Genomic DNA, 20,357 nt, shown 5'->3' on the forward strand with positions numbered 1-20,357 from the left:
CCGATAATCTACATTATGTAAAGTAAAGCGCACGGTAGCCTCGGGCGATGCCGAGATGACGACCACCTCGCGCGAAGGCTGGAGAGGGGTTCGCCCAGTCGTTTCGGGAAGGGTTGCTGTGCAACTCCCCTGCCGAGTACGCGGGAATCGGATATGCAGCGTCACCCGTGGCGCTTTGCGCAACCTTCACCCGGGATCGATGACTACGCACTCTCATCCGGATCGGGATGGTAGTCCCGGAATTCCCACCTGCCGATGCGTCCGATCTCCGCAACGAGTTCTTCCCAGGTGGGACGTTCGAGATCCCGTAGGAAGTTCTCGACGTGCCGGCGGATCAGGTCGGTATCGATCCGGTCGAGTACCAGGGTGAATTCGTCGGGTGCGAGCTCGCTCGAGCCGCCGGATCGTGCGCGTCCTTCGGGTGTGCAGACGAGGAGATCGAATGCCTCTGCCTCTGGTGTGTTCTCGGGTCCGATCATCAGCTGCACCAATATGGTGTCCACTGTCTGTTCGGCACCGTTGTCGGTGAGATCGGTATCCGGGCTGTGTATTCCTTTGAGTTCGGCCTTCATCGCCGCTCCTCGATTATCAGATGCGCGTTGGCTTCCCAGTGTCGGCTGGTCTCGGATCGCTGCTCGTAATTGGCCTCCACTCCCCTGCCGGATGGTTTCTGCTGCGGCGGGCGGAATTGACGCAACCCGTCTTTGCTGACCAATCGGTAGGTGTCGCCGTATGGCAGCCTGCGGGCCCCGAGGCCGACCCAGGCCAGGCCGGCGGCCTCTGCTTCGGCGCGATCGGCGCGGCCGATTCCGAAATTTCCGCTTCGTGCGCAAGCGCTGCGCACGATTTCCACGACTTTCCGCCTGTCGGGAAAAATCGACCGTTTTTCCTTGGGTGATCGGGGGGTCGATGTCTCAGGGTGGGTGCACTGCTCCGAGGCGGCCGTATTGCTGGGGGTGGCCCTCCCCTCGGTTTGGAGGGCGTCCCGAATTCGTCGGCCGTTCGTGGCGTCGTTCGTGCTCAGCTCTCGTGTCGTGGCCCGTATTCCGGAATCGACCAGGCCTTCCGCCTCGGCGCGGATTTCTTGGACGTATTTCCGAAGATGGGTGGCCAAACGGTTGGCGAACTCGGCGTACTGGGCGGAAACGTACGACACCGACAGCCCCCTCCGGAAGACGCTCAATAAAATACTGGTCAGTCTATTCATAAGGGGTGGACGCTGCGAACTCGCTCCACATGCCGCAACCACGTGGGGATCGCCACGGCACCGTGCCGCGCTGCCGTGCGCGGCACGACGCCGTCGACAGCGGCGGCCGTCCCGGATCCAGGGCGGATACCGCCGGGTGTCGGGTCACCGCTCGAGGTGTTCATCGAGGACTCGGGCGATCTGGGCGATCGCTGCGGGTTCGGTCATGGCGAGGTGGGTGGTGTCGATATCGAAGTTCGCGATCTGCCCGCGGACGACGGGCGCCCATCCTCGATGTCCTGCCGCATCGGCTCGCCTTTCTCGTGTCGCGGTGAAATACAGCAGGTCACCGTCCAGGACCGGGGGGCGCCATTCGCCGGCGGCCCGGATGGACAGGTTGTAGGCGTCGGTCATGCGTTGGATCCTGGCGGCGTCGATATCGAGGCCGTCGCCCAATCGTTGTCGGATCAGGTCGGCGGCTTCTTCGGCCGTGGCGTCGACGTCCACGAAGTCGATGCCCACGACCGGGCCGAGGTTGCTGATCAGTTCCCCGGCTGTGACCGTGGAGACGCTCGAGGCGTCGACACCATCGGCTTCGGAGTCCAGTAGTGCCAGTAGTGCGACCTGCTCGCCGGCTGCGCGCATCTCGACGGCGACGGCGTGGGCGATCAGCCCGCCCAACGACCAGCCGAGGAGGTGGTACGGTCCGTGCGGTTGGACCGTACGGATCTCGTCGACGTAGCGGCGGGCGATTTCGCCGATCGATGTCGGTCCGGGGTTTTCCCCGCTGATCTGGGGGGCCTGGATGCCGTATATCGGTCGGTCGGCGGACAGGTGTTCGTCGAGGGGGCGGTAGCACCAGGCCAGGCCCGAGGCGGGATGGATGCAGAACAGGGGTTCTCGTTGTCCGCCGGTGCGGATCGGGAGTAGGACGTCGAACCCGAAGGCGGTCGTGTCGGCGGGGGTGTGACCGGCAGGTATCCCGGATTCGATGCGTTTGGCGAGGTCGGCCGGGCGTGGATCCGACAGTATCCAGCCGATCGGGATCTCGTAGTCGAGTTCTTTCTTCAATTCGTTCACCACTTGGACCGAGCGCAGCGAGTTGCCGCCCAGTGCGTAGAAGTCGTCGTCGGCGCCGACTCGTTCCACACCGAGTACGTGTTCGAAGGCGTGGGCGATCTCGGCTTCCAGTGGTGACGAGGGTTTGCGGTACTCCCCTACCGTGAGGGTGGGTTCCGGTAGCCGGTTGCGGTCCAGTTTGCCGGAGGGGGTGAAGGGCGCCGTGTCGAGCACCATCACCGTGGTGGGCACCATGTAGCCGGGTAGTTCGGCGGCGGCGTGGGCCAGAACGGCATCGGTGTCGATGGTGGCGCCGGCGGTGGGAACGAGGTAGCCGACGAGGTGTTCGGTGGTGCCGATGGTGCGCACCGTGACGATTGCGCGGGACACGGTGGGGTGTTCGGCGAGGACCGTCTCGATTTCTCCGAGTTCGATGCGCAGACCACGGAGTTTCACCTGGAAGTCGGTGCGTCCCAGGTATTCCAGGTCACCGGTGCGGTGTCGGCGGGCCAGGTCGCCGGTGCGGTACATGCGGTCGCCGACGGTGTAGGGGTCGGGGATGAACCGTTCCGCGGTCAGGCCCGGTCGCGCCTGGTAGCCGCGTGCGATCTGGGCGCCTGCCAGGTATAGCTCTCCGGCCACGCCGGGCGGTACCGGTTGTAGGCGTGGGTCGAGGATGTAGGCGCGGACGTTCCATACCGGTGCGCCCATGGGGATGTTGCCGGTGTCGGTTTCGTGTACGGGGTGGGCGGTGGCGTGGAGGGTGAATTCGGTCGGCCCGTACAGGTTGTGCAGGTCGATGTCGGGCATGACCTGTCGTGCGGCGGCCACCACGTCGGCGCCGAGGGCTTCACCGCCGACGAGGAGCGCCCGCAGGGATCGCAGGGTGTGTGCGGGGGCGGTGTCGGCGAATGCCGCCAGCATCGATGGGACGAAGGAGGTGATGGTGACCTGGTGGTCGGCGATGGTTCGGGCGAGGTAGGCGGGGTCGGTATGTCCGTCGGGTCGGGCGATCACCATTCGTGCGCCGACCGCCAGGGTCGCGAACAGTTCCCATACCGAGACGTCGAAGGTGGCGGGGGTTTTCTGTAGGACGACGTCGGTGGGTGTCAGGTGGTAGGTGCCGATTATCCAGTGCAGTTGGTTCAGTACCGCTCGATGGGGTACGGCCACGCCTTTGGGGCGGCCGGTGGATCCGGAGGTGAACAGCACGTAGGCGGTGTTGTGGGGTCGTAGTGGTGTGTGTCGGTCGTGGTCGGTGACGGGTGTGTCGTCGAATTCGGACAGGTCCAGGTCGTCGAGGGAGGTCAGGACCACCACGGGGGCGGCGGTTTCCAGCATGTATTCGACGCGTTCGGTGGGGTGGTCCGGGTCGATCGGTACGTATCCGCCGCCGGCGGCGTGGGTGGCGTACATGGCGGTGACCTGGTCCAGGGAGCGCGGCATTCGCAGCGCCACCAGGGTTTCGGGGCCCACGCCGCGGGAGATCAGCCATCGGGCGAGTCGGTTGACGCGGGCGGAGAACTCCGCGTAGGTCAGGGTTCGGTCGCCGAAGGTCACGGCGGGTCGGTGCGCGTGTCGGTGTGCGGCGTGGGTGAATACCGAGGCCAGTGTTTCGTCGGGGGGAAGGGGGTGTTCGGTGGAGTTCCACCGCACCAGGGCGGCCTGTCGTTCGGCGGGGTCGAGCAGGTCCACGTCGTGGACGGATTGGGTCGGGTTGTCCGCGAGTGCGGTGAGTATCCGCAGGAGTCGGTCGACGATGGTGGTTGCGGTGGTGGGGTCGAACAGGTCGGTGGCGTAGGTGAGCTCACCGGTGAGGCCGGCGGGGGCGCCGGTGGGGTCGTAGGAGTCGGATACGGTGACCTGGAGGTCGAACAGTGAGATGCCGGTGTCGGCTTCGACGGCGGATACGGACAGTTCGGGTAGTTCGAAGTCGGTGGTGGTGAGGTTCTGGAAGGCGAGCATCACCTGGAACAGGGGGTGGTGTGCGTGGGTGCGTACGGGGTTGAGTTCCTGCACCAGGCGTTCGAACGGCACGTCGGCGTGTCCGAATGCGGCCAGGTCGGTGTTTCGCACGTGGTCGAGCAGTTGGGTGAACGACATGCCCGGGGTGATGTGGGTGCGTAGGACGAGGGTGTTGACGAACATGCCGATCAGGTCGTCGAGTTCGGGTTCGCCGCGTCCGGCGTAGGGTGTGCCGATCGCGATGTCGTCGGTGTTGGCCAGTCGGGCCAGGGTGGCCGCCAGTGCGGCGTGGAACACCATGAACAGGGTGGTGTTGTGTGCTCGTGCGACCTGTTCCAGTCGGGTGTGGAGTTCGGCGTCGATGGTGATGGGGGTGTTGGCGCCGGCGTAGGACTGGACGGGTGGGCGTGGCCGGTCGGTGGGCAGCTCCAGTCGTGCCGGGAGGTCGGCCAGTTGGTGGGTCCAGTAGTCGATCTGGGTGCGCAGCAGCGAGTGGGGGTTGTCTTCGCTGCCCAGCACGGTGTGTTGCCAGACGGCGTAGTCCGCGTATTGGATCTGTAGCGGCGACCAGGATGGTGGTTCGCCGTGTAGTCGTGCTTCGTAGGCGGTCATCATGTCCCTGGCGAGGGGGGTGAGGGACGATCCGTCGCCGGAGATGTGGTGGATGGCCACGGCCAGAACCCATTTGGTGTGGCCGAGTTCGAACAGTCGTACCCGGAACGGGACTTCGGCGGTCACATCGAACACCGTTGTCATGAATTCGGTGATGGTGGTGTCCAGTTCCGGTTCGTCGATCGAGGTGACGATCATCGGGGGCAGTGTGTCACCGGCGGGCAGGACCACCTGGGTCGGTTCGCCGTCCACCTGGGGGTAGATCGTGCGCAGTATTTCGTGGCGGGCCATGACGTCGCCGATCGCCGTGTACAGCGCGTCGAGGTCGAGGTGTCCGGTCAGGCGGATCACGATGGGGATGGTGTAGGCGGGTGAGTCGGGTTCGAACCGGTTGAGGAACCACATGCGTTGTTGCGCGTACGACAGTGGGATGTGGTCCGGGCGGGGTTGGGGGGTGAGGGCCACTCGACCGGTGTCGGTGTGGGTTTCGACTCGGGCGGCCAGTTTCGCGACGGTGGGTGCCTCGAAGATCATCGGCACCGGGATGGACCGGTCGAGTGCGGCGCCGATGCGGGCGGCCACTCGGGTGGCCATCAGGCTGTTGCCGCCCAGTTCGAAGAAGTCGTCGTCGGCGCCGATGCTGCGGTGGATGTCGAGTACTTCGGCGAATACGCCGGCCACGATCTCTTCCACCGGTGATTGTGGTGCCCGGAATCGTTTGGTTTGGAAGACGGGCGCCGGTAGTGCTGTGCGGTCGAGTTTTCCGTTGGGTGTCAGTGGGATCTCGTCGAGGATCATCACCGCGGCGGGCACCATGTAGGCGGGCAGGACTTCGGCCAGGGCCGCGGTCAGTTCTTCACCGGTGGGGTCGGTGTGTGCTGCCGGTACCACATAGGACACCAGTCGTGTGGGTCCTTCGCCGTCGCGGCGGGGTATCGTCACGGCGAACGATATGTCCGGGCGGGAGCCGAGTACGGTGTCGATTTCGTCGAGTTCGACGCGGAAGCCGCGTATTTTCACCTGGAAGTCGTTGCGGCCGAGGAATTCCAGGTCGCCGTCGGTGTTCCAGCGCACCATGTCGCCGGTGCGGTACATGCGGTGGCCGGGTTTGGTGAACGGGCAGGCGACGAAGCGGGCGGCGTTGGTGGCCGCTCGGTTCTGGTAGCCGCGGGCCAGTGCGGGTCCGGCCAGGTACAGTTCACCGGCCACTCCCACCGGTACGGGTTGGAGTCGGGTGTCCAGTACCAGTGTTTGTATTCCGGGTAGTGGTGTGCCGATGGTGGGGCGGTCGCCGTGGTGGATCGGTGCTGTCGAGGTGGCGACCATGGTGGTTTCGGTCGGCCCGTACAGGATGCGGAATTCGCGGGTTCCGGTGGGGTCGGTGCCGGCCCATCGGGTGATCAGGTCAGGAGGAACCACGTCGCCGCCGGACATCACCACGCGCAGGTCGTCCAGGTTGGTGGGGTCGACCGAGGCCAGTGCGGCCGGGGTGATGAAGGCGTGGGTGACGCGGTGGGTGCGCAGCAATTCGGTCAGTTCGTTTCCGCCGTAGATCCCGGTCGGGGCGACGACCAGGGTGGCGGCCCGACCGACCGCCATGAGGATTTCCAGCAGGGAGGCGTCGAAGGAGGGGGACGCGAAGTGCAGGACGCGGGATGCGGGTCCGAGGTCGTGGTGGGCGCGTTGGGCGGTGAGGAAGTCGGCGATACCGGAGTGGGTGACGGTGACGCCTTTGGGGACACCGGTGGATCCGGAGGTGAAGACCATGTAGGCCGCGTTTGTGGGTCGCAGTGGCCGTGGTCGTTCGTCGTCGCCGATGGGGCCGGCGTCGAGTGTGTCGAGCTGTGTGGTGACGGTGTCGTCGTCGAGCGCGATCCAGTGCACGGACTCGGGTAGTCGGGGTTGCGCCGGTGATACGGTCACCCCCAGGTCGGCGCCCGAGTCGGAGACCATGTGTTCGATTCGGTTCGTGGGATAGGTGGGATCGACCGGTACGTAGATCGCGCCGGTTTTCACCACCGCCCACCATGCGACGATCGATTCCAGTGATCGTGTGATCGCCGTGATCACCGGTTTTTCGGGTTCGGCGCCGTGGTCGATCAACAGTCGCGCCAGTTGGTTGGAGCGTCGGTCCAGTTCGGTGTAGGTCAGCACGGTATCACCTGCCACCACGGCCGGCCCGTCGCCGTTGCGGCGGACGGCGGCGGAGAACGCCTCCGGCAGCAGCTCGGCGGCCGCCGCGGTGCGTGCGCCCACCCGGGAGACCAGGTCGGAGCGTTCGCTCGCGTCCAACCAGTCGATATCCCCGACCGTTACCGACGGGTTGTCGACGACCGTTTCCACTATCCGCACCAGTCGTTGGACGAACCCCGCCACCGTCGCCTCGTCGAACAGGTCTCGTGCATACATCACCATTCCGGATATTCCTTGTGGTTCACCTCCTTGTCCGTAGGTGTCGGAGATCATCAGTTGCAGATCGAACTGGCACATACCGGTGTCCACGTCGGCCTGGGATACCGTGACGTCGGGTAGTTCGATCTGCGTGTTCGGCAGGTTCTGGAATGCCAGTGCCACTTGGAACAGGGGATGTCGGTCGGCCGACCGTTCCGGGTTGAGCTCTTCCACGACCCGTTCGAACGGCACATCCGCGTGTTCGAAGGCCTGCAGGTCGGTTTCGCGGGTGCGGGTCAGCAGGGTGGTGAACGGTTCTGCCGGGTCGATTCGGGTGCGCAGGACCAGGGTGTTGACGAACATGCCGACCAGGTCGTCGAGGCCGGGTTCACCGCGGCCCGCGATGGGGGTGCCGATGACCACGTCCTCGCTGTTGCTCAGTCGGCCCAGGAGGGTCGCCAACGCCGCGTGCAGCACCATGAACAGTGACGATCCGCGGGAGCGCGCCAGTTCCGTGAGCCGGGCGTGCAGGTGCGGGGCGATCTGTATCGGCACGCGACCGCCCGACAGGGAGGCCACCGCCGGGCGTGGCCGGTCCGTGGGCAGGTCGAGCAGGGCCGGCGCTCCGCGCAGGGTGGAGCGCCAGTATTCCAGCTGGGTGGCCATCAGTGAGGTGGGGTCGTCCGCGTCGCCCAACACCTGCCGCTGCCACAGCGCGAAGTCCGCGTATTGCACCGGCAGGGGTTCCCACCTCGGTGCCGTTCCGGTGACCCGCGCCGCGTATGCGGCCATCACGTCGCGGGCCAGCGGCGCCATGGATTGTCCGTCGCCGGCGATGTGGTGGACCACCAGGACCAGGAGGAATTCACCGGTGGGAGTGTCGGTTGCGGAATCGATGCAAAACAGTCCCACACGCATCGGCACCTGGGTGGTCACATCGAATCCGCGGCGCACGAATTCGCCTATGGTGTCGGGGACTGCGTCGACGGGCACCGACACCGGTTCCACCGGGGTGGGGGTGTCGTCCAACACGAGCTGGTGGGGTTCGCCGGCCGTCTCGGGATAGACGGTGCGTAGCACCTCGTGTCGGGCGACCACGTCCTGTAGTGCCGCTTGGAGGGCTGTGACGTTCAAGCGTCCCGACAGTCGCAGCATGACCGGGATGTTGAATGCCGCCGAGTCGGGTTCGAACCGGTTGAGGAACCACATGCGCTGCTGCGCCAGCGACAGCGGAATGGGGTCAGGGCGTTCGACCGCGGTCAGGGGTGGGCGGTGTCGGCCGCCGAGGGATCCGACGAGCCGTGCCAACCCGGCGACGGTGGGCGCTTCGAAGATCGACCGCACCGGTATGTGGATGTCCAGGGTCGATCCGACGCGCGCCGCGACCAGTGACGCGCTGAGCGAGTCACCACCGAGAGTGAAGAAGTCGTCGTCGGCACCGACGCGGCCCACGCCGAGTACCTGTTCGAAGGCCTGTGCGACCACTCCTTCCATCCAGGTCGACGGTGCCCGGAACTCGCGGGCGGCGAACACCGGTTTCGGTAGTCGATCGCGGTCGAGTTTCCCGTTCGTGGTCATCGGCACGTCGTCGAGCACCATCACCGCGGCGGGCACCATGTAGGTGGGCAGTACCTCGGTCAGGGCGGTGCGCAGTTCGTCGCCGGAGATGGTCGCGCCCGTCGCCGGCGTCACATAGGACACCAGCGTCACCGGTCGTTCGTCGTCGCTGTAGGGCACGGTGACCGCGAACGCCACGTCTGCGTGGGCCGCCAGCGCCGCGTCGATTTCGCTCAACTCGATTCGGGTGCCGCGCACTTTGACCTGGAAGTCGTTGCGGCCGAGGAATTCCAGGTCGCCGTCGGTGTTCCACCGCACCATGTCGCCGGTGCGGTACATGCGGTGGCCCGGTTGCCCGAACGGGCAGGCGACGAAGCGTGCCGCGCTCGGTCCGGGGCGGTCGATGTAGCCGTCGGCCAGTCCGGGGCCGAACAGGTACAGTTCACCGGCGATACCGGCCGGTACCGGCCGTAGCCAGGTGTCGAGGACGGCGACCGCGACGGGGCCGACCGGTGTGCCGATCGTGATCGGCGCGCCGGGGGCCAACGCTTTCGCGGTGGCCCAGATGGTGCATTCGGTGGGGCCGTAGAGGTTGATCAGGGCGCGGCCCGGTGCCCAGCGGTCGACGAGTTCGGGGCCGATCGGTTCACCGGCGGTGGCCAGTACCCGCAGTTCGTCGAGACCGGTGTGTGGGATCGTCGCCAACGCCGAGGGGGTCAGGATGGCGTGGGAGATGTGTTCGCGGCGAATGAGTTCGGCCAGTTCGTGGCCGCCGTAGATGTCCGGTGGCGAGATGACCAGCCGGCCCCCTCGGCCGTGCGCCATCAGCAGTTCGAACACCGAGGCGTCGAAGCCGGGTGAGGCGACCTGCAGGGCGGTTGTCGTGTGGTCGACGCCGAGCATGTGGTGTTGCGCCGCCACGATGTCGGTCAGGCCGCGGTGGGTGATCACCACGCCTTTGGGGGTCCCCGTCGATCCGGAGGTGTAGATCACATACGCCGGTCGGTCGGCCCGCAGCGGCGTGCCGCGTTCGCTGTCGGTGATCGGTGTGTCGGGTGCGGTGTCCAGGGTGTGGACGGTGTCCCGGTCGTCGAGGATCAGCAGCCGGTCGACAGTGTCGGGGAGGTGTTCGCGGACGGTGGTGGTGGTGACCGCGAGCCGGGCGTGGGAGTCCGACAGCAGGAATTCGATGCGGTCGGTCGGTAGGTTCGGGTCGATCGGTACGAACGCCAGACCGGCTTTCGCGGCGGCCCACAGGGTGAGCGTCGCGTCCGCGGATCGTGGCAGCGCGACGGCGACGATGTCGCCCGTGCTGTCGGTGTGGCGCAGCAGGAGTCGGGCCAATCGGTTGGATCGTTCGTCGAGCTGTCGGTAGGTGAGGGTGGTGTCGCCGTCTTTCACTGCGATCGTGTCGGGGTGGGCGGCGGCGGTGGCGGTGAGGATATCGGCCAGGGTGTCGGGGTGATGGTGGTCGTCCTCGAGGGCGGGCCTGGCCGGGCCGAGGGTGTCGGCCGGGGTGATGTCGGTGGGTCGGATGTCGGGGTTGTCGGCGATCGCGCCCAATGTTTCGATGAACCGGTCGAGGATCCGGCGGGCGTGGGCGGTGTCGAATTCGGTGTCGAGGAATCGGAGGGTGATCTGCAGTCCCTGTGTGTCGCCGTGGTCGTCGTGTTTCGGGGCGACGATCAGGCTCAGCGGGTAGGGGGTGGCGTCGATGCCGGTGATGTCGTCGACGCGCAGACCCGCCGAGTCGACGAGGTGTTGCAGTGTCGACCGGTCGAGGGGGAACGACTGGTAGGCGATTGCGGTGTCGAACAGTTCGGTCACGCCGATGCTGCGGTGGATTTCGGGCAGGCCGATGTGGTGGTGGTCGAGCAGGTGGGCGTGCCGGTCCTGGATTCGGGTGAGTAGTTGCCGTATCGGGGTTGTGGGATCGAGGTGGACGCGGACGGGGACGGTGTTCAAGAACATGCCGAGTGTCCGGTCCACCATCGGCAGCTCCGGTGGCCGCCCGGAGACGGCGGAGCCGAAGATCACATCGGTTTCACCGGTCAGTACCCGCAGGTTCAGTGCCCATGCCGCGGCGAGGGCGGTGTTGACGGTGACGGCCGTGTCCGAGACCACGCGACGGAGTCGGTCGAAACGGTCTGCGGTCAGTTCCGCGCTCACTTCGGTCGCCGAGGTGTGTCCGTCCGCACCGGCGCCGCGGGCCACCCGGGTGGGTGAGTCGACGTCGGCGAAGGCCTGGGCCCACGCGCGTTTGGCCGTGTCGGTGTCCTGTCGCTGCAACCAGGCCAGGTAGTCGCGGTAGGAGGGGGCGGGTTCGGCGGTGTCGATACGTGTCGGCGACCCGTAGTAGTCGAGCAGTTCACGCATCAGCAGCGGCATCGACCAGCCGTCCAGGATCACATGGTGGTTGGTGACGAGCAGCCGGAAACGGTTCGCGGCGACGCGGATCAGGGTGAAGCGGATCAGCGGCGGCTCCGACAGGTCGAAGCCGGCGGCCGCGTCGGCCGCGGCGATTTCGGCGACGTCGGGTGGGGTTTGCGGGTCGTCGGTGGTGAGATCGATTTCCCGGAACCGGACCTCCACCGGGTTCATCACGATCTGGCACGGACCGGTGTCGGTTTCCACGAATGCGGCGCGCAGGATGTCGTGCCGGTCGATCACGGCCTGCGCGGCGCGCCGCAGCCGGTCGGCGTCGACCGCGCCGGAGAACGCGATCGCCGTCTGGACGGTGTAGGTGTCGTCGGTGTCGGGGTTGTAGATCGAGTGGAAGCGGATACCGGATTGCATCGGGGCCAGCGGCCACACATCGACCAGCCCCGGGTATTGCCGGTGGAGTCGCTCGAGATCCGCCGGCGGCAGTGTGAGGAGCGGCTGGTCGTCGGGGCGCTGTCCCGTGGGTGGCCGGTCGGTGGTTTCGCCGGGCTGTTCGTTGCGGGCCAGGGCGGCCAGGGCGGCGACCGTTTTCCCTTCGAACACGTCTCGCGGGGTGATGGTGAGTCCGGCGTTCTTGGCCGCCGCCACCAGCTTCATCGACACGATGCTGTCGCCGCCGAGGGCGAAGAAGTTGCTGTCGGCCGACACGGTGTCCAGTTGCAGCACTTCGGCGAACAGGTTCGCCATGGTCTGTTCGGCGGGGGTGGACGGTGATCGACCGCCGGTGCCGACGGGTGTGAAACCGCGTTCCCGCAAGGCGTTCCGGTCGATTTTGCCGCCGGGGGTGAGCGGCATCGCGTCCAGTTCCACGATCGCCGCGGGATTCATGTAGGGCGGCAGGGTGTGCTCGATGTCATGGCGCAGCGCGGCCACGTCCACGGTCGCGCCCGGTGCGGGGGCCACATAGGTGACCAGGACCGGTTCCCCGGTGGGGCCGCGCTGGGTGACGGTGGCGACGCTCGCCACCGCGGCGTGCCGCGCCACATGGGCGTCGATCTCGCCCGGTTCGATCCGCAGACCGTGGATTTTGACCTGTTGGTCGGTGCGGCCCAGATACTCCAGGACCGGCCCGGTGTGGCCCTGCACCCACCGGACCGCGTCACCGGTGCGGTAGAGGCGTTCCCCGTGGTCGGACCACGGGTCGGCGACGAAACGAGACGCGGTCAGTCCCGGACGGTCGAAGTATCCGCGGGCCAGTCCGGGCCCGCCGAGGTAGAGCTCACCGGCGACCCCGAGCGGCACCGGTCGCAGCCACATGTCGAGAACGGCCACCGTGACACCGCGGATCGGGCCGCCGATGGTCACCGGCTCGTCGGGGGCGAGCAGGTCCGAACCCGTGGCCCAGATGGTGCATTCGGTGGGGCCGTAGTGGTTCATCAGTCGACGTCCGGGAGCCCACCGGTTCACGATGTCGGGTCCGGTTGCTTCACCGACGACCGCGACCGTTTCCAGCGACGGCAGCCGGGACGGATCCATCGTGCTCAGCGTGGAGGGGGTGATGATCGCGTGGGTGATCTTCTCCGACCTCAGCAGCTCCTCCAGGTCGGGTCCGCCGTACACCTGCGGTGGCGCCACCACGAGGCAGGCGCCGCTGCCGTGTGCCAGCAGCAGTTCCGATACGCAGGCGTCGAACCCGGGGGACGCGACGTGCAGCACCACCGAGGACGTGTCCACCCTGAAGGCTTCGGTTTGGGCGGCGACGACATCGGCGAGACCGCGATGGGTCAGGTGCACCGCTTTCGGTTTGCCGGTCGAGCCGGAGGTGTAGATCACGTAGGCGGCGTTGTCGATCAGGGCGGGGGTGGTGTCGGGTGCGTCGGCCGACAACGGCTGATCGTGGTCGGTGTCGAGGACCAGCCAGTCGACCGTATCGGGCAGGTCGGGGGCGACGGACTCGACCGTCACACCCAGCCTGCTGCGGGAATCCGACAGCAGGTCCGCGAGCCGTTCGGGTGGGTTGGCGGGATCCAACGGGACGAACGCGGCCCCGGTCGCGGCGACGGCCCAGATGGCCACGACCAATTCGATCGATCGGGGGACGGCCAGGGCGACGAACGTTTCGGGGCCGGCGCCGCGAGCGGCCAACAGATGCGCGAGCCTGTTGGCGCGAAGCTCGAGCTCCCGATAGGTCACGGCGGTGTCACCGGATCGCACCGCCACCGCATGAGGATAGGTGCGCGCGGTGGTCGACAGGATCTCGCGCAGGGTGCGTTCGGTGGTGGGCGGTTCGCCGCGAACCGGCAGCGGTTGCGTGTGTTCGGTATCGCCGGTCGCCGATATCGCGGCGACCTTCGCGGTGGGGTCGGTGACGAGCCGACGCAGGATCAGTGCGAACCGTTCGAGCAGTGTGCGGGCCTGTGCCGCGTCGAACCGGTCGGTGGAGAACCGCAGCGCCACCGTGTGGGTGTCGGGTCGGTCGGGGTCCGGTTGTTCGTCGCGGGTCGGTCGCGGCGGGGTCACCTGCAGACTCAACGGATACGGGGTGGCGTCGTGGGCCTGGATGTCGACGAGCCGCAAACCGGCGTCGCCGAGCTCGCGGGTCAGTTCGTCACGGTCGAGCGGATACGACTCGAGCACCGTCACGGTGTCGAACATGTCGGCGATGCCGGTCGCCCGCTGTAGTTCGGCCAAACCGATATGCCGGTGATCCAGCATGGCAGCCTGCTCGGATTGCACCCGCGCGAGCAGATCGGCAACGGTTTCGTGGGGGTCGAGCCGCACCCGCACGGGCAGGGTGTTGATGAACAGGCCGATCATCTGTTCGACCCCGGGGATCTGCGGGGGACGGTGGGACACCGTATTGCCGAACACCACATCCGACCGGCCGGTCAGGGTGGTGAGCAGCAATGCCCACGCCACCTGCACGGCCGTGTTGGCGGTGACTCCGTGGGAGCGGCCGAGGCCGGTGAGCGCGGCGGCGGTGGCAGCGTCCAGGTTCAGGTCGACGTCGTCGCTGTGCGCGGTGACCGTCCGGTCCGGATCACCCGTGACCCGGGTGGGGCTTTCGATCCCGGCCAGCATCCGCTGCCAGGCGGCGGTGGCGGCGTCTCGGTCCTGGGTGTGCGACCACTGCAGATAGTCCCGGTACGAGCGTGGGGGCGCCAGTCGGCTCATGTCACCGTCGGCCGTGTACACCGACAGCAGTTCGTGGACCAGCAACGGCATCGACCACCCGTCGAGCACGATGTGGTGGTTGGTGATGATCAGCCGATGCTCGTCGCTTCCGGTACGCACGAGGTGGAACCGCACCAGCGGCGGGTGCGCCGGGTCGAACGGCGCCGACGCCTCGGCGGCGAGCCGCCGAAGTTCGTGGTCACGGTCGGCGGGATCGGTGATGTCGCCGATATCGGTGTAGCGCCAGTCGACGTCGACGTCGCCGACCACGATCTGGCGTGGCCCCTCGGCGCTTTCGACGAACGCGGTCCGCAGACTGTCGTGCCGGTCGACGAACACCTGCGCGGCCTGCCGCATCCGTTGCGCGTCCACCTGACCGGCGAGTGTCAACACCACCTGCACGGTGTAGCCGTCGGCGCCGTCGTGGTCGTAGAGCGCATGGAACAGCAACCCGGTCTGCAGGGCGGTGAGCGGCCACATATCGGTCATCGCCGGATAGTGCCGCTGCAGGTGGTCGATCTCGTCCTGGGACACCGTGACCAGCGGGAAGTCCGAGGGGGTGTGGCCGCCGGCGGTTTCGGAGCGGATATGGCCGGCGAACGCCCGCAACGCCCGTACCCACAGTCCGGCGAGTTCGTCGACGTCGGCGGCGTCCAATACCAGGGAGGCGAATTCCCAGGTGGTGTCGAGTTCGAGTCCGTGGGGTCCCTGCTCGGCGATCGCGTTGATATCGAGCACGGCGGGCAACGCCATCCGCGGATCGGTCGTGGCGGTCAGCGCACCGAATTCGGTGGTGGGCGCCCAGGCCCCGCTGTGGTCACCGGCCCCCACTCGTCCCAGATAGTTGAAACTGATCTGCGGTTCCGGCAGGTTCGCCAGCGTTTCGGCGCCGCGGGAATCGAGACACCGCAGCATTCCGTAGCCGATGCCGTTGTCCGGCACCGCCCGCAGTTGTTCCTTGACCTGTTTGATCGCCCGTCCCGCGGCCGCTCCACCGGCGAACGCTTCCTCGTGGTCGATATCGCCCAGGTCGATACGGACCGGGAATCGGGTGGTGAACCAGCCGACGGTGGTGTGCAGGTCGGCTCCGGGCACGGCGCGTTCCTCGCGACCGTGACCTTCCAGCGTGATCAGTTCCTCGTCGGCGGGGGCGCCGCGTCTGCGCCGCCATTCCCCCAACGCCAGCACCAGCGCCGCCAGCAGCGGATCATTGGCGTTGCCGTGGAACCGGGCCGGGACGGTCGTGAGCACCGCCTCGGCGACATCCGCCGGGATGCGCAACCGTATGCGGCCCGCCGTGGCCGCGACGTCACGATCGGGGTCCAGCCGCCGCTCCCCGAGCAGCCGATCTCCCCGCTCGAGCGCGTTCTTCCACCGATGCAGCTCCGCCCGTCGGGCCGGTGCCTGCTCGACCAGCCCGTGGACCCAGCGCCGCACCGAGGTGGTGGTGGGGCCGAAGTGCGGGTCGCCGCCCGCTCGGATCTGCTCCCAGGCCTGCGCCAGGTCGGTGAGGATGATCCGCCACGACACCGCGTCGACGGCGAGGTGGTGGATCACCAGCCACATCAGATCGGGACCCGCGCCGCTGCGGTCCTGCATCCAGACGGCCCGAACGAGCTGCCCACTGCGCGGGTCCAACCGGTCCGCGGCCGCCTGCAGGTGCCGATCGATCTCGGGGGCGTCGCGTCGCTCGAGCCGAACCCGGGTGAGCGCCGCGTCGGCGTCGACGGTCCCCCGGTCGAGGACGTCGACGAACCGGTCGACCGATTCGGCGCCGCGCAGCACGGCCCGCAGCATGTCGTGGCGGTCCATCACGGCTTGTAGGGCACGCACCAGCCCCGCCCGATCGACCCCATCGGGGAGTTGCACGAGGGCGGCCTGCGCGAACCGGTCGAAGTGCCCGCGCGCGAGCATGGCGTGCATGATCGGCGACAGCGGCATCGGTCCCACCCCGCCGCCGGGTAGCTCGTCCAACCGGGGACCGCTGTCGGTTTCCGTCGCCACGGCGGCCACCCCGGCGACGGTCTTGTGGTCGAACACGTCCTGGGTGGAGAAGTTCACCCCGGCGGCCTTGGCCCGTGCCACCAACTGAATCGACAGAATGCTGTCACCGCCGAGGGCGAAGAAACTGTCGTCGGCCGCGACCTGCGACACACCCAGCACCTCGGCGAACAGCCTGGCCACCAGGGTCTCCCGCGGGCCGGTGGGGGGTCGACCGTGCGACGCGGTCTCGAAAACGGGCTCGGGCAACGCATTGCGGTCGAGTTTGCCGAACGCGTTCACCGGCAGAGCGTCCAGCGGCATGATCACCGCCGGAACCATATGCGGCGGTAGCGATTCCCGGGCGAAACGCTGCAGGGCGTCCGGGTCGATATGGCGACCGTGGACCGCGACGACATAGGAGGCCAAAACGGTCGCGCCGGCCTTGTTGCGCACCGGCACCGTCACCGACAGGTCCACGTCCTCGTGTCCGGTGAGCGCGGTATCGATTTCACCGGGTTCGATCCGGTAGCCGCGGATCTTGACCTGGAAATCGCTGCGCCCCATCACCTCGAGGGACATATCGGGGCCGTCGCCGATCCAGCGCGCGATATCACCGGTGCGGTACATCCGTTCTCCCGGCCCGCCATAGGGGTCGGCGACGAACCGGGCCGCGGTTTCACCGAGTCGGTGACTGTAGCCGCGGGCCAGTCCCGGCCCGGCCAGGTACAGCTCCCCCGCCGTGCCTTTCGGCACCGGCTGCAGGGCACGGTCCAACACCATGGCCGACACCCCGCGGATGGGGCCGCCGACGGTGAGGTCACGGTCGGGATGGATGGGGGCGCCGGCGGCGGTCACGGTGGTTTCGGTGGGACCGTATTCGTTGTACAGGCACCAGTGCCGGGTCCACCGTTGGACGACGTGCGGTGGGCACACGTCTCCCCCGACCACCACTACCCGCAGATCGGTCAGTGGCTGCGGGTCCACGGTGGCCAGCATCGCGGGGGTGAGCGTCAGGTGGGTGACGTGTTCGTCGGCCAGCAGGTGGGTGAGCCGGTCACCACCGATCACGTCGGGGGGGACGAGCACCAGCGTGGACCCGTTCGCGAAGCAGGTCAGGAACTGTTCCATGGACGCGTCGAAACTGGGTGAAAGCGCGTAGGACACCCGCGAGTCGGCGTCGATACCGTAGGTTTCGCTGCGGTCGGCGATGAGGTTCGCCAGCCCGGTGTGGGTGACCTGCACCCCTTTCGGTAGCCCGGTGGAGCCGGATGTGTAGGTCATGTAGGCCAGGTTGGCCGGCCGCAACGGGCGGATCCGTTCGGTGTCGCAGATCGGTCCACCGGCGGCCTCGCCCCATTCGCGGAGGGTCGTCGGATCGTCGAGGATCACGGGCCGCACCGTGCGGGGAAGCCGTTGTCGATGGGCTTCGACGGTGATCGCCACCTGCGCCCCGCTGTCGTCGATCATGTGCTCGATACGTTTGGGCGGATACTCCGGGTCCACCACGACGATCGCGGCACCGGATTTCGCTACCGCCCATGCCGCGGTGATCGATTCGATCGAGCGGCGCAGCACGATCGCCACCGCGGTGTCCGGCCCGCAGCCCAGTGCGATCAGATGCCGGGCCAGCCGGGAGGACATGGTGTCCAGTTCCCCGTAGGTCACCGTCCGGTCGGGTGCGGTGATCGCGGTGGCGTCCCGGTGGCGGCGGACGCTGTCGGTGAGGATATCGGGCAGCAGTCGGGGTGCGACGCCGTCGGCTCCCCGCACGGGCAGCAGCGCGGCCCGTTCCTGCGGTCGCAGCAGGGGCAGCCGGCTCACCGGCCGGTCCGTGCCCGCGGCGAGGAACTCGTGCAGGAACATGAGGAACCGTTCGTGGTGGTCGGCGAGCTCGGCCGGACTGTAGATGTTCGGGTTCCCCTGGAAGTCGATATGGGTGCTGTCCTTACCCGCTCCGGGGTAGATGTTGACGAACAGGTCGGCGGTGGGGCCGGAGGTCAAAACATTCAGCCGTCCGGTCGTGGTGCCGAATACGACCTCGTTCTCGACCATCATGAGGTTGACGGCCGGGCCGAAGGACGCCGTCTCGTCGCGCGCGATCCCCATATCGTGGAATATGTCCTCTTGCCGGTAGCGCTGGCGGCGCAGGGCGCTGGTCAGTTCGCTCTGGGTGGCGTCGATCAGGTCGCCGACACTGTGGGAGGCGACCGGTATCCGCAGCGGAACCACATTGGCCACCATTCCGCCCGAGCGGCGCAGCACCGCGGAGTGCCGGCCCGACACGGGCAGGCTCAGCAGCACCTCGTCGCTTCCGGTCATCCGCGCCAGATAGGCGGCGAACGCCGCGACGATGATCGGGGTGACACTCGTGCCGTGTTGCCGTACGACGCTGTCCAGCAGGTGCGCGGTGTCCTGCGGGAGGGGTTCGCTGACGAGTGTGGGGTGAATGGTGGGTTTACCCACCCGACCGGCCAGACTGACGACCGGCGGCGCCCCTGCCAGATGCTCCGTCCAGTAGCGGCGGTCGTTTTCGAAACGTTCCGAATCCCGGTACGTCAGGTCCTGTTCGACGATGTCCCGGAGGTTTTTCGCCGTCGCCGGTGGGGGTTCTTCCCCGTTTATCCACGCGTTGTACAGCTCGGTTATTCGACGCACCATCGTTACCGCGGCGAATCCGTCCAGCGCTATATGGTGTGCACGCTGATACCACAGGTAGTGCTCCGGGCCGACCCGGTACACCACGCTTTTCATCAGGTCGTCGTGCAGCAGGTCCAGCGGAGCGGAATAGTCCTCGACCATCAGTCGATGCGCGGTGGCGACGGGGTCGGCATGGCCGCGCAGGTCCACGACCGGGACCGGGGAGACGTGCGTTTCGTCAACGAACTGGCGTGGTTCCCCATCGACCTCGACCAAGCGCACATAGGCCGCCCCGAACTCGCGGTCGACGGTCTTGCACGCCTCGACGAGCAATTCCGTATTCAATTCACCAACGATCTCGACGTATTGGGCCACGGAAATCGGTGACTCACCCGCAAGATGCTGAGCGAACCAAATTCCACGTTGCGCCGCGGTCAACGGAAGAACTTCGGGAACCGGTGGATTTCCCGGCCCTTCGCCGTTGAAATGTGCTATCGAACCGTTACTCGGAACCAGGCCTCCGGAAAATGCGGATCGTCCTGCCTTCGATGAACTCGACCGCTCTCGACCACTCTCGAGGTTGCGCTTGGATTGAGTCATCTGATCTCCGTTTGTTTCGTCATTCAGGAGCCGCTCGGCACGGCGTCTGTCGATACCTCGGGCCGCCCCTGAAATCCCAAGGGTCCGTGCATAACTCCGAAGAACACGCAGTGGGTTCCATGGAATGGCAATACGTGCCGGTCGGGTGGGATATTTCGCCTTTTGCCGCAGTGGGCGGCACAGTGCGATATTCCGCACCGACCCGAAATTTAATCACCTGCGGGAACAACGAGACCCAATGGTGATGAATACCGCTGTTGCGGCCGCCGGAGAATTCGGCGAGCTACGAGCGGGAACCGTCGCGAGATGTCAGGCGTCCTGGTGTCTGCGACGGGACGCGTTGCCCCGCAGCGGCCGTGCGGCGGGTCCGGGACACTGACGCGTATCGAGATAGGCGCCCGCGTCGCCGCCGTCCCCGGGACGAAGGATGCGCAGGTCGCCGAAGCGACCCGGACCCGAGTCGGGTTCGGAGAGCGGGAAGCGAACAAAGGTGGTATTCATCGGCATCGGCTGCATAGGATCGCCTTCTGGACGTGGCGTACCTCTGTACCAGTTTATCCCGTCGCGAATTCGACGACCTCGTTGTGGTCGAATTCGCGCTTCGTATTCCCCACATCCCCGACAAATGGGGGAATTCGTTTGTATGCCGGTCCGGCTCGATGGGTCCGGGCCGACAGCGGGTTACGCGTATTCATGATCTACACCCGCCTGAGAAGGCCATGATAAACGAGTTTCGGTGAGCTGTGCAACGGGGCCTCGAGAGGCGGGATTCCCTTGATGACGCCGAGGTCGCACACCGGATTCCGCGTAC

General features: G+C 67.0%; 3 protein-coding genes. All 3 read right to left on the reverse strand.

Going from position 1 to position 20,357, the window contains the following annotated elements; genetic code table 11:
- Positions 1 to 203: 203 nt before the first annotated feature.
- Positions 204 to 572 (reverse strand): Imm8 family immunity protein, encoded by a 369-nt coding sequence (locus tag ON32_RS19545; RefSeq protein ID WP_040792423.1) that lies wholly within the window; start codon positions 570 to 572, stop codon positions 204 to 206.
- Positions 569 to 1,156 carry a hypothetical protein gene (locus tag ON32_RS19550; RefSeq protein ID WP_040792424.1) on the reverse strand — a complete coding sequence of 196 codons (588 nt, stop codon included), beginning with the start codon at positions 1,154 to 1,156 and terminating at the stop codon, positions 569 to 571. The genes ON32_RS19545 and ON32_RS19550 overlap by 4 nt, the downstream gene beginning before the upstream one ends.
- 195 nt (positions 1,157 to 1,351) lie before the next feature.
- Positions 1,352 to 19,546, reverse strand: coding sequence for a non-ribosomal peptide synthetase (locus ON32_RS19555; RefSeq protein ID WP_040792425.1), 18,195 nt, complete (start codon positions 19,544 to 19,546; stop codon positions 1,352 to 1,354).
- Positions 19,547 to 20,357: the final 811 nt, after the last annotated feature.

This window comes from Nocardia paucivorans NBRC 100373, from assembly GCF_000308675.1.
Taxonomy (GTDB): Bacteria; Actinomycetota; Actinomycetes; order Mycobacteriales; family Mycobacteriaceae; genus Nocardia; species Nocardia paucivorans.

Bases quoted from the DNA above. Each gene is read 5' to 3' on its own strand.
- ON32_RS19545 (WP_040792423.1), bottom strand. From the start codon at position 572: ATGAAGGCCGAACTCAAAGGAATACACAGCCCGGATACCGATCTCACC.
- ON32_RS19555 (WP_040792425.1), bottom strand. From the start codon at position 19,546: ATGACTCAATCCAAGCGCAACCTCGAGAGTGGTCGAGAGCGGTCGAGT.